Origin of the sequence: Nocardia sp. FBN12 (genome assembly GCF_050320175.1) — a bacterium.
Taxonomy (GTDB): domain Bacteria; phylum Actinomycetota; class Actinomycetes; order Mycobacteriales; family Mycobacteriaceae; genus Nocardia.
In genome coordinates, this window is sequence record NZ_CP190048.1 from 6,807,165 (window position 1) to 6,820,885 (window position 13,721).

General features: G+C 70.0%; 2 protein-coding genes. Both read left to right on the forward strand.

Annotation, left to right across the window (positions count from 1 at the left end):
• Positions 1-12: 12 nt before the first annotated feature.
• Positions 13-6,060, forward strand: coding sequence for an amino acid adenylation domain-containing protein (locus ACQHI0_RS32150; protein ID WP_427905470.1), 6,048 nt, complete (start codon positions 13-15; stop codon positions 6,058-6,060).
• A 141-nt stretch (positions 6,061-6,201) separates the two neighbouring features.
• On the forward strand, positions 6,202-13,656 hold the full coding sequence (locus ACQHI0_RS32155; RefSeq protein WP_427905471.1) for an amino acid adenylation domain-containing protein: 7,455 nt from the start codon (positions 6,202-6,204) through the stop codon (positions 13,654-13,656).
• The last annotated feature ends 65 nt before the right edge of the window (positions 13,657-13,721 follow it).

Sequence of the window (13,721 nt, forward strand, 5' to 3'; positions counted from 1 at the left end):
GGTGGAACAGCTATGACACGACCGGCACGAACCCGACCGGTACGGACTCGTCGCCCGCGCGTCACCGCGTTGGCACAGCTGCTGGCCACCGCGGTCGAGACCAACCCGGATGGGCTCGCGGTCGTCCTCGCCGATGCCACCCGGACCCTCGGGGCGCTCACCTACGCCGAACTCGACGAGCGCTCCAACCGCATTGCCCGCTTCCTGATCGGCCGCGGCATCGGCGCGGGCGACCTGGTAGCCGTCGGAATCCCACGTTCCATCGAATCGGTCCTCGCCGTCTGGGCCGTCACCAAAACCGGTGCGGGCTTCGTCCCCGTCGACCCGAACTACCCCCCGGACCGCGTGGTCCACATGGTCACCGATTCGGGCGCCGTCTTCGGCTTGACTGTCGCGGCCGTCGCCGATGGTCTGCCCGCACAGGTGGAATGGCTCGCGCTCGACGCCGAGCGAACCGACGGAGCAGCCGCACCCACAGAGCCGCTGACCGACACGCGCGGCAATGGCGCGCGGCCTGATGGTGGACACCTGCCGAGTGGCGGGCTCGACGGCGGACAACTTTTCGACGACCTCTCCGGTGCGGCGATCACGTCGGCGGACCGGGTGCGTCCGGTTCGGGCAGAGGATCTCGCCTACCTGATCTACACCTCCGGTTCCACCGGACTGCCCAAGGGCGTCGCGGTGACCCAGGCCGGGCTCGCCGGGTTCAGCGAGGAACAGCGTCGGCACTATGGCGTCGAAGCCGCCTCGCGCACTCTGCATTTCGCCTCACCGTCCTTCGATGCCTCGCTGCTCGAGTTGCTGCTGGCGATCGGCGCCGGCGCCACGATGGTGATCGTCGACCCGAGTGTGTACGGCGGCGACGATCTGGCCGCGCTGTTGCGGCGGGAGCGGGTGAGTCACGCCTTCATCACCCCGGCCGCGCTGGCCTCGATCGACCCGGATGGGCTCGACGACTTCCGGGTGGTGGCGGTCGGCGGTGAGGCCGTGCCGCCGGATCTCCTGCGGCGCTGGGCGATTCCACTCGCCGACGGCACACTGCGCGAATTCCACAACGCGTACGGGCCCACCGAGACGACCATCGTCACCAACATCAGCGTGCCGCTGAAACCGGGCGACCCGATGACCATCGGCGGCCCGATCAACGGTGTCGCCGAATACGTCCTCGACGACCGGCTCGGCCCCGTTCCGCCGGGCGTCACCGGTGAGCTCTACATCACCGGCGCTCAGCTGACCCGCGGCTACCATGCCCGCCCCGGCCTCACCGCCTCGCGCTACGTCGCGAATCCGTTCGACCCCGCCGGATCTCGCCTCTATCGCACCGGTGATCTCGTCCGCTGGACCGCCGATGGCGCACTGGACTATGTGGGCCGCAACGACTTCCAGGTGAAGATCCGCGGCTTCCGGATCGAACTCGGCGAGATCGACGCGGTGCTCTCGGCGCATGACAGCATCGACTTCGCTGTCACGATAGGCCACGAACTCGACAGCGGCGCGACCATTTTGGTGTCCTATGTGCACGCGGCACCCGGCGCGACCGTCGATACCGCCGCGCTCACCACCTTCGCCGAACGCAGCCTGCCCGCGCACATGGTGCCGACGGTGCTGATGGAACTCGACACCATCCCGCTCACCCCCGTCGGCAAACTCGACCGAAGGGCGCTCCCGTCACCGATCCTCGAGCACGCTGAATTCCGCTCTCCCGCAACACCGGTCGAGCAGATCGTGGCCGGCACCTTCGCCCAGGTGCTCGACCTCGGCGACACCCAGCTCGGCCTCGACGACGACTTCTTCGCACTCGGCGGCAATTCGCTGATGGCCACCCAGGTCGCCGCCCGCCTCGGTGCCGCACTGGATGCCGACTTCCCGGTCCGGCTGTTGTTCGAGGTGTCGACGGTGGAAACACTGGCCCGGCGCCTCGCCGAAGCCGCCGGTGCGGGTACGCGTCCCGCGCTGGTGGCGGGGGAGCGGCCCGCGCGGATTCCGCTGTCACTGGCCCAGCAGCGGATGTGGTTCCTCAACCAATTCGACCCGGGGTCGGTCGCCTACAACATCCCGATGGCGGTGCGGCTGCACGGCGCCATCGATCGCGAAGCCCTGCGCGCTGCCGTGGCCGACCTGGTCGCCCGCCACGAAACCCTGCGCACGATCTACCCCGAGACCGACGAGGGGCCGATCCAGCAGATCCTGACCGAGGCGACGACACAGCTCGAGGTGCGCGCGATCGCCCCCGGCCAGCTGACCGCCGCCATGCACGAGTTCGGTTCGTCCGGCTTCGATGTGCGCAGCCAGGTGCCGTTGCGGGTCGCGCTGTTCGAGCTCGGCGCCGACGAGTCGGTGCTCGCCGTGGTCGTGCACCACATCGCCGGTGACGGCTCCTCGCTCGCACCGCTGACCAGGGATCTCATGCTCGCCTACGCGGCGCGCTCGGCGGGCAATGCGCCGGAGTGGGCGCCGCTGGCCGTGCAGTACGCCGACTACGCGCTGTGGCAGCGGGCCCTGCTCGGCAGTGAGGACGATCCGCGGTCGCTGGCCTCGGCCCAGCTCGGCTACTGGCGTGCCGCGCTGGCGGGCCTGCCCGACCAGCTCGACCTGCCCGCCGACCGCCCGCGCCCCGCGGTGCAGTCCTTCGCCGGTGGTCGCGTCCCGATCGAGGTCGACGCCGAAACCCACCGCGCGCTAATGGCTTTGGCGCGCAAACACGGCGCGACCCTGTTCATGGTTGTGCACACCGCCCTCGCGGTGACCCTGGCCAGGCTGGCGGGCACCGGCGATCTGGCGGTGGGCACCCCCGTCGCCGGTCGCGGCGAGGCCGCGCTCGACGACTTGATCGGCATGTTCGTCAACACGCTGGTCTTTCGCACCACCTTCGAGCCCGGCGAGTCGTTCACCGAACTCCTCGCCCGCCAACGCGATACCGACCTGCAGGTGTTCGCGAACGCCGACCTCCCGTTCGAGCGGCTCGTGGAGGCGATCAACCCCGCCCGCTCCACCGCCCGGCATCCGCTGTTCCAGGTCGGCCTGTCCTTCCAGAACCTGAGCCGCACGGGCCTCGAACTCGGCGAGACCGCGGTCGAGGGCGTCGACGTGGATCTCGCGGTATCCCAGTTCGACCTACACGCGATCGTCGCCGACGCCTACGACAGCGCGGGCGCCGCGCAAGGGATCAGCGGCGTATTCACCTACGCCACCGACCTGTTCGACGCCTCGACCGCCCAAACCTACGCGGATCGGTTCGCTCGGGTCCTCACCGCGATCGCCGCCTCCCCGCACCGCCCCGTCGACGAGATCGAACTGCTCTCCGATGCCGAACGGGCACGAATCCTGCACGACTGGAACGCGACCGGCCACGCCTGCCCGACCGCGACCCTCGCCGCACTCTTCGCGGACACCGCGGCCGCCCACCCCGTCGGCATCGCGCTGGTCGACGCCGACGGCGCACAGGTCACCTACCGTGATTTCGCCGCCCGCGTGAACCGGCTCGCACGGCACCTGATCACGCGGGACGTGGGAGTCGAGGACCGTGTCGCGCTGGCCATGCGCCGCGGCGTGGATCTCGTCATCGCCATGTACGCGGTGACCCAGGCCGGCGCCGCCTACGTTCCTGTCGACCCCGATCAACCGACCGACCGGGTGGCGCACATCGTCGAAACAGCCGCGCCTGCCTGCATTTTGACCACCGCGCGCGAGGGTGTGTTTCTCGCGCGCACTGAGGCCGCCGGCGCGGCGACGGCCGCGCCCGATGCGATGGCCCACTCCGCTGACGGTTCGGTCGCAGCCTCGGCAGTCGAGCCCACGGGCAGCGATTTGTCGCCGGCAGTCGCCATCGGTGGTGTCACCGCACCGGTGATCGTGATCGACGAGGTCGACCTGTCCGCGATCTCGACCGCGCCGATCACGGCGAGCGAACGCATCGGTGTGCTGCGTCCGGAGAGCACGGCCTACCTCATCTTCACCTCCGGCTCGACCGGCAAGCCGAAGGGTGTGGCGGTCTCGCACGGCGCGATCGTCAACCAGTTGCTCTGGAAAACAGCCACTTTCGGCCTCGGCCGCGACGATTCGGTGCTGTTGAAGACCGCCGCCACCTTCGACCTCTCGGTCTGGGAGTTCTGGTCGGCCGCGGTGTGCGGCGGCCGCCTGGTGATCGCCGCCCCCGACGGCCACCGCGACCCCGCCTACCTGCTCCGCGTCCTCGCCGAACAGGCGGTGACGACGCTGCACGTCGTGCCCTCGATGCTCGATGCGCTGCTGATCGAATCCGATGGCGCCCTGCCGAATTCGCTTCGCCGCGTCCTCGCGATCGGCGAGGCTCTCCCGGCCGCGACCGCCCAGCGTTTCCTGGCGGCGAACTCGGCGGCACTGCACAACCTGTACGGCCCCACCGAAGCCGCGGTGTCGATCACCGATCACCGCGTCACGACCGACGACGTCGTGACAGTGCCGATCGGCCGACCCGAATGGAACAGCCGGGTCTACGTTCTCGACGCCCGGCTGCGTCCCGTCCCGGCAGGTGTCGCGGGCGAGCTGTACCTCGCGGGCGCTCAGCTCGCCCGTGGGTACTACAGCCGCCCCGATCTCACCGCGGACCGCTTCGTCGCCGACCCCTTCGCCGGTGGCGCGCGCATGTACCGCACCGGTGACCTCGTCGCCTGGACCACCGACGGCGAACTCGAATACCGCGGCCGCACCGACTTCCAGGTGAAGATCCGCGGCTTCCGCATCGAACTCGGCGAGATCGAAGCCGCCCTCCTCGCCGCGCCGCAGATCGCCCAGGCTGCCGTCATCGCCGCCAGCGATCCGCAGCTCGGCGACCGTCTCGTCGCCTACGTCGTACCCGTACCCGGCGCAACGCTCACCGCGGTGGTCGCCAAAGCCGCGGTGGCGCAGGTACTCCCGTCGTACATGGTCCCGGCGGCCTTCGTCGTCCTCGACCATCTCCCGCTGAACGCGAACGGCAAACTCGACAGACCCGCCCTTCCGGCACCGGTACTCGAACCGCGCCGCTACCGTGCCCCCGAGACCGATCACGAGCGAGCCGTGGCCGCTGTCTTCACCGAGGTCCTCGGCACGCAAAACCCCGGCCTCGACGACGATTTCTTCGCCCTCGGCGGCAATTCCCTGCTGGCTACCCGCGTAGTGCATCACCTGCGCGAACACACCGGCGTCGAACTCACCGTCGCCGCGTTCTTCGCCGATCCGACCGTCACGGGCCTCGCGACGAGAATCAGCGACGGCCCGGCCACCGCGGCCGACCTCGAAGCCGCGCTCGCGGTGGTCCTCCCGATCGCCCGCCGCGGCACCCGCGCACCGCTGATCTGCGTGCACCCGGTCTCCGGCCTGGCATGGGCCTACGCGAGCCTCGTGCCGTACCTGCCCGACGATCAGCCCGTCGTCGGCATTCAGTCGCCGGCACTGAGCGATCCGGGATTCCGGCCCAACTCGGCGGAAGAACTCGTCGACCGCTACCTGGCCGAAATTCGTGGCGTCCAACCGCACGGCCCCTATCAGTTGCTCGGCTGGTCGCTCGGCGGTGTGCTCGCCCAGGCCGTCGCCACCCGTTTGCAAGCCGAGGGCGAGACAGTGGCGTCGCTGACGATGCTCGACAGCCTGCCTGGCGCCGCGCTCGCCGATTTCGAGACCGAGTTGCGACACGTGCTCACCGAACTCGGCATACCCGAGCATCGACTACCCGACCAGCTCGCCGAACTCGGCGACGACGCGCTCGAATCGCTGCACGCCGCGCTGGCGGGGGACACGCCGATCTCGCGCGCGCAATTCGTCGGCATGTACCGCGGCGCGCTGCATTCGGTGGCGGTGCTGACCGAGCTCGAACCCGCCCGATTCGACGGCGATCTGACCTATTTCACCGCTCTGCGGACCCCCCAAAAGCTGGGGGACGGAGCCTCGCGATGGCGGCGTTTCGTCAGCGGGATCATTGCTGACCACCCGGTCGAGGCCACCCACCAGGAGTTGCTCTCGGCTGTGGCGGTAGCCACGTCCGGACCGGTAATTGCGCAGGTCGTCGCGGGTGCGCACGGATCCGCCGATACCTCTCCGTAACGGACTACATGGGTATTACGATCCTGTTGCGATAGAGTTGGTGTGTCGTGGCGCACACCTCGGCGACGGTCGGCAGTGGCTATGTAGGTGTAGCTATGCTGTGTCCGACTCGGCCGCCGGACGCGAGAGGTGTATTGGTCTGTGGAAACCCCCCGCCGCACGGGCCGTGTCGGTCGCCGACGGGCGACCGGCGCACCGTTGTTCGGACAACTACTTACGGCCGCCGTCGAGTCCGCGGCCGATTCGATCGCGCTGCGTTCCAACCCCACCGGCATGCCCGGTGCGGAACAGCGCCTCACTTATCGTGAACTCGACGAGCGATCCTCGCGCCTGGCACGGGAACTCATCGACCGTGGCATGGGCGCGGGCGACGTCGTCGCGATCGCGATCGCCCGCTCCGTCGAATCCGTGCTCGCGGTCTGGGCCATCGCCAAGACCGGTGCCGCGTACGTGCCGGTCGACCCGGCCTACCCGGCCGAGCGGATCGCCCACATCGTCGCCGACTCCGGCGCGACCATCGGCCTGACCACCGCGGCCCATCGCGCGGGCCTCGGCACCACCGCGTACTGGATCGAACTCGACGACCCGGTGGTCGCCGAACGCATCGCGGTGCGGCCAGGGCACGCGGTGAGCTACGCCGACCGGGTCCGCCCGATCGACGAGGCCCACCCGGCCTACGTCATCTACACCTCCGGCTCCACCGGTAAGCCCAAGGGCGTCGAGGTGACGCACGCCGGGCTCGCCACGCTGGTCGCCGCCGAGCGCGAACACTATGGTGTGCAACCGGATTCGCGTGTGCTGCATGTTTGCTCACCGAACTTCGACGTGTCGGTGCTCGAGCTGCTGCTGGCCTTCGGTACCGGGGCGACGCTGGTGATCTCGCCGCCGCGCGTGTTCGGTGGTTTCGAACTGTCGGACCTGCTGCGCCGCGAACGCATCACCCACCTGCTGATCACCCCGGGCGCGCTCGAGTCCGTCGACCCGGCCGGGCTGCCGGATCTGACGACCGTGATCGTCGCGGGTGACCGATTCGGCCCGGAGCTGGTCGGGCGCTGGGCAACCGGCGGGCGCGCGTTCTACAACGGCTACGGGCCGACCGAGGCGACGATCCTCGCGACCAGCACCGCAAAGCTGCACCCGCACGCGCCGATCACCATCGGCAACGCCGTGCCCGGCATGGGCCTGTACGTGCTCGACGCGCGGCTGCGGCCGGTGCCCGCCGGAGTGGTCGGCGAGCTGTATCTCGCCGGCCCCGCGCTGGCGCAGGGGTATCTGGGCAGGCCGGGGCTCACCTCGGAACGGTTCGTCGCCTCGCCGTTCGGGCCGGGCAGGCTGTACCGCACCGGTGACCTGGTGCGCCGATACGAACACGACGGCACGCTGGAATATCTGGGCCGCACCGACTTCCAGGTGAAGGTGCGCGGATTCCGGATCGAGCTGGGCGAGATCGACAACGCGCTCACCGCGCACCCCGACCTCGATTACGCGGTGACGCTGGGCAAGACGATGCCGTCGGGGACGACCGCGCTGGTCGCCTATGTGCTGCTGCGTGCCGGGCGCACCGTCGACACCGGCGCGCTGGCGGAATTCCTCGCGGAATCGCTGCCCGCGTACATGATTCCGTCGGTCATCATGGTCCTCGACGCGCTGCCGCTGACGTCGGTCGGCAAGCTCGATCGTGCCGCGTTGCCGACGCCGGTGTTCACCGCGCGTGGTTTCCGCGCGCCCGCCACCCCGGCCGAACAGGTGGTGGCCGATGTGTTCGCCGCACTGTTGCTGCGCGACGGCGCGGGCCGGGTCGGCGCCGACGACGACTTCTTCGAACTGGGTGGTGACTCGCTGCTCGCCGCGCAGGCGGTGGCCCGCATCGGTGCCGCGCTGGACGTGCGGGTGCCGGTGCAGGCGGTCTTCGATGCGCCCACGGTCGCCGCGCTCGCCAATCGGGCCGAGCAGCAACGACTGTCGGCGCACGCCCTGCCGCTGACACCACGTCCGCGTCCAGCGCTGGTCCCGTTGTCGTATGCCCAGCAACGGATGTGGTTCCTCAACCGCTTCGACCCCACTTCGGCGGTGGACAACATCCCGGTCGCGGTGCGCCTGTCGGGTCGGCTCGACCTGCCCGCCCTGCGGGCCGCGATCGCCGACCTGATCGCGCGCCACGAAGTCCTGCGCACGGTCTACCCGGTATCCAACGGCGCCCAGCCTGCTGATGTCAGCGGCGGTGCGGTGCTCGATGGTGAAGGCCACCAGCTGGTGCTGGCGGCAGGCGACCCAGCCGCGGTGCCGGAGTTCGAAGTCGTCGAGGTCGCGGAAGACCAGCTGACCGAGGCGATCGGCGCCGCGGCGCTGACCGGCTTCGACGTCACCGCCGGGCCGCCGGTGCGCGTGCGGGTGCTCGCGATCTCGGACAACGAGCACGTAGTCGTGTGCGTGGTCCACCACATCGCCGCCGACGGTTTCTCTTTCGCGCCGCTGACCAGGGATCTGCTCACCGCCTACGCCGAACGACGAGGTGGCGGCGCACCGCACTGGCCGCCGCTGCCGGTGCAGTACGTCGACTACACGCTGTGGCAGCGTGAGCTGCTCGGCGCCGAGCACGACCCGGATTCACTGCTCGCCGCGCAACTCGCCTTCTGGCGAAAGACCCTGTCCGGCTTGCCCGAACAGCTCGAACTGCCTACCGACCGCCCGCGTCCCGCGGTGTCGAGCCGGGCGGGTGGCTCGCTGAGCGTGCAGGTTCCGGCCTCGGTCCACGCTGGTCTGTCCGCGCTGGCCCGCGAGCACAACGCCACCTTGTTCATGGTGGTGCACACCGCGCTGGCCATGCTGCTCGCCCGGCTCTCCGGCACCCGCGACATCGCGATCGGTACCCCCGTCGCGGGCCGCGGTGAGCAGGCGCTCGACGAGCTGATCGGCATGTTCGTCAACACCCTTGTCCTGCGCGCCGAGGTGAACCCGGCGGCGAACTTCGCCGAGCTGCTCACCGAGGTCAGAGCTCGGGATCTCGCGGCCTTCGGGCATGCCGATGTGCCGTTCGAGCGGCTCGTGGATCTGCTGGAGCCGGTGCGTTCGACCGCGCGGCATCCGCTGTTCCAGGTGATGCTGACCTTCCAGAACCTGGCCCGCACCGACCTGGCGCTGCCCGGCCTCGCCGTGTCCGCCGCCGATTTCACGGTGCCGCTGGCGAAGTTCGACCTGCAGGTGGAGCTCGCCGAACACATCGGCGTCGACGGCGCACCGCAGGGCATGGCGGCCACCTTCGTCTACGCCACAGACCTTTTCGACCGCGCCACCGTCGCCGACTTCGCCGATCGCTGGACGCGGGTACTGGCCGCGATCGTCGCCGATCCCCGCAAACCGGTCGGCGATATCGATGTGCTCGCTCCCGGTGAGCGCGAACTCGTGCTGCGCGAAGGCAATTCACCCGGTGTCGCCGTGCCCGAGGTGACGCTCGCCGATCTCATCACGATCCAGGCCCAGCAGCGACCCGAGGCGATCGCGATCAGGGCGGGGGCGGAGTCCGTCACTTTCGCCGACCTCCTCGGCCGCGCGTCGGCACTCGCCCGCGCGCTCATCGCGCAGGGCGCCGGACCGGAAACACTGGTGGCCGTCGCTGTTCCGCGCACGGCGGAGCTCCCGGTCGCTTTACTGGCCGTGCTGCTCTCCGGCGCCGGATATCTCCCGATCGATTCCGGATATCCCGCGCAGCGGCTGGAATACGTGATCTCCGACGCGAAACCCACTGTCCTGCTGACGACTTCGGGCGAGGGTGATCGACTGAAGGCGCCGGTCGATGGTGATCCACTGTCGACGGTGCCGTTGGGTACCTCACTGGCGAACCTGCCGGTGGTGCTGCTCGGCGAAGAGGGCGCCTTCTCCGCCGCGCCGCTGCGGCCCGGTGAGCGCCACGCCCCGCTGCGCCCGGACCACCTCGCGTACGTCATCTACACCTCGGGTTCCACCGGCCTGCCCAAGGGTGTCGGCGTGACTCACCGCAATGTGCTCGAGCTGTTCGCCAACACCCAACTGCTGTTCGCCTTCGACGCCGACGACGTGTGGACGGTCTTCCACTCCTTCGCCTTCGACTTCTCCGTCTGGGAGCTGTGGTGCGCGCTGGCGGGCGGTTCGTCGGTCGTCGTCGTCGACCACCTGACTTCTCGCTCGCCGATCGAATTCCGCGAACTGCTGGCCCGCGAACACGTGACGGTGCTGAGCCAAACCCCCACGGCCTTCGCCCAACTCGACGAAGCCGACCGCGCCGCGCAGGCCGCCGGAGCCGCACCGCTACCGCTGCGCTACGTGGTGTTCGGCGGCGAGGCGCTGGACCCCCGCAAGCTTAACCGCTGGTACGACCGCTACGGAAATGGCGCGGGCGCACCAGAACTCGTCAACATGTACGGCATCACCGAAACGACCGTCCATGTCTCGCACCAGGTTCTGACTTCGCGGACGGCGGAGATCGTGGCCGATCGGGCCGGCTCGGATGCGGACGCGGCGGCGGATCGGCGCGACACTTCCGCCGAACTGGCAGGCAGTCTCATCGGTCGTGCGCTGCCCGGACTGTCGGTGGTCGTCCTCGACGACCGTCTGCGCCCTGTCCCGTTCGGCGTCGCGGGCGAGCTCTATATCGCGGGCAACCAGCTCGCACGCGGCTACCTCGGCAAGCCGGGCCTCACCGCCACCCGCTTCGTCGCCGACCCGTTCGGCGAACCGGGTGCCCGCCGCTACCGCTCCGGCGACCTCGGCCGGTGGATCGGTTTCCGCGGCACCCCCACTCTCGAATACGGCGGGCGCGGCGACCAGCAGGTCCAGCTGCGCGGCTTCCGGATCGAACCGGGCGAGATCGAGGCCGCGCTGCTCCGCGTGCCCGGCGTCGGCCAGTCCGCGGTGATCGTGCGCGCCGACGAGCACGCCGGTGACCGCCTGATCGCCTACGTCGTGCCTGCCTCGGAGACAGCTCTCGACCCGGTGGACGTGCGCGCCGCCGTCGGCGAATTCCTCACCGGCTACATGGTTCCCGACGCTGTGGTGGTGGTCGGGGAACTACCGATGACCACCAACGGCAAACTCGACCGCGCCGCGCTGCCCGCACCGGAGTTCACCGCCGCCACCACCTTCCGCGCCCCGACCACGCCCATCGAACTCAGCGTCGCCGAGGTCTTCGCGACCCTGCTCGGCGTGCCCGAGATCGGGCTGGACGACAACTTCTTCGACCGCGGCGGCAACTCGCTGCTGGCCACCAGGGCCATCGCCCGCATCGACCAGGCGCTCAGCACCGACCTGGTGGTACGTGACCTGTTCGAGGCGCCGACCGTCGGCTCGCTCGCCGCCCGTGTGCGCCCCGGTGCGGTGGCCGCGCCACGACCGCCGCTGATCCCGGCGCAGGATCGTGGCGTCATTCCGCTCTCGCCCGCGCAACAGCGGATGTGGTTGCTCAACCGCATCGACCCGGACTCACCCGCGTACAACATTCCGCTGGTGCTGCGGCTGCGCGGTGCGCTCGACACCTCGGCGCTGCGCTATGCCGTCGCCGATGTGCTCGAACGGCACGAGGCGCTGCGCACCCGATTCCCGGCCGATGACACCGAAGCTGTTCCGTACCAGGAGATCCTGCCCGTCAGCGCGGTGCTGCCGACCGGGCTCGCGATCGAGGAGTGCGACGACCCGCGCGATCGGATAATGCGCTTGCTCGCAGGCGGTTTCGATGTCGCCGACCGAGTTCCGCTGCGCGCCGGGCTGTTCACGGTCCCCGGCGATGATCCGCTCGCGGAGGAGGAGCATGTGCTCGCCGTGGTGGTGCAGCACATCATCGCCGACGGTGGCTCGCTCGCGCCGCTGGCCCGCGACCTCGTGATCGCCTACCGGGCGCGCGTCGAAGGTCGCTCACCGGCGTGGGCGCCGCTGCCGGTGCAGTACGCCGACTACGCGCTGTGGCAGCGCGCGGTGCTCGGCTCCGAAACCGACGAGAATTCCACCGCCGCGCGGCAACTGGCCTTCTGGCGACACACCCTGGCCGGTCATTCCGGCACGGTCGAACTGCCGCACGACCATCCACGCCCCTCGCACGCCTCGTTGCGTGGCGCCGATGTGAGCACCATCCTGCCCGCCGAGATCCACGCCCATCTCGTCGAGATCGCCCGCACGCACAACGCGTCGCTGTTCATGGTCGTGCACGCGGCACTGGCCGTGCTGCTCGCCCGGATCTCCGGCAGCACCGACATCGCGATCGGCACGCCGATCGCCGGACGAGGCGAACCCGAGCTCGACGACCTGGTCGGCATGTTCGTCAACACCCTGACCCTGCGCACCGAAGTCGATCCACAACGCGGCTTCGACGAATTGGTCAGTGCCGCACGCGAAGTCGGTCTCGCCGCGTTCGCCAACGCCGACCTGCCGTTCGAGCGGGTCGTCGAGGAGGTGGCTCCGACCGGCACGGTCTCGCACAACCCGCTGTTCCAGGTGGTGCTCTCGTTCCACAACAACGAGACCCCCGTGCTCCGCCTGCCCGGCCTCACCATCGAGGCGATGGATCTCGCGGCCCGGCCCGCCAAGTTCGACCTGCAGGTCAATGTCGAACCGCGACTGTCGGCCGCTGGCGAACCCGATGAGATCGGCGTCGTCTTCACATATGCCACCGACCTTTTCGACGAGCCCACCGTCGCGGCCTTCGCCCGCGGGCTCACCGAGATCGTCACCGCGGTCGCCGCCGACCCCGCGGTGCGCGTCGGCGATATCGACCTGCGTGACGCGGGCGAACGCGAACGCGCGCTGACCGCGGCCGCCTATGCCCCCGCGCCGTCGGCCAACGGTGCCGCCCTGGCGCAGGAACTGGCCTCCGCCGTCGAGGAAGACCCGGACGCGCCTGCCCTCGACCTGGGCGAAGCCGAGCTCGCCTACGCCGAATTCGATGCCCGCTCTTCGCAATTGGCGCGCTCGCTGATCGCGCGCGGAGCAGGGCCTGGCACCGGAGTCGCCATTCGTCTAGACCGCGGGATGGACGCGGCGATCGCGACCTGGGCGGTGCTCAAGGCCGGTGCCGCGGTGGTGCCGTTGATGACGATGGACGCGGGGCTGCCGGGCAGCCTCGAGGTGAAACTCGGCCTGACCATCGACATCCTCGACGCGCCCGACGGCCTGGACTGGTACGACCTGGCCGATCCCGCGCTGCACGCCGAACTGGCCGCCGAGTCGCCGCGCCCGATCGGCTACGCCCATCGCACGCGGGCGCTGCGCGGCGACGACGTGGCCTTCGTCGGCGGTGGCCGCACGCTGAGCTACGACGAGTTGGCGGCCGCGGCCGAACAGGTCGCCGAGCGCACCGGGCTGACTTTCGAATCGCGCACGCGAGCGGCTGGTCGACCGGATTCGGTGGTGGGGGTGCTCGAGATCGTCTCGGCCGCGATCGCGGGTGCGACGCTGGTGCTGGGGGCAGATCAGGGGGGTGCGGACGAGGTGAGCCACGTGTTCACCGAGTCCGCGGTGGCAGTCGCCGAACCGGGCGACGGGACCGGTGCGAGGATTGTCGCGATCGGTGAGATGATCGGCAACGCCGGGCAGCCGCACGAGCGGCGCACGGTGGTCGGGATGGATGGATAGGTGGAACGAACACTGGCTGGTCCGCGCGGTGCGCGACGTGCCGGTGCGCGTCGAGATCGGTACGA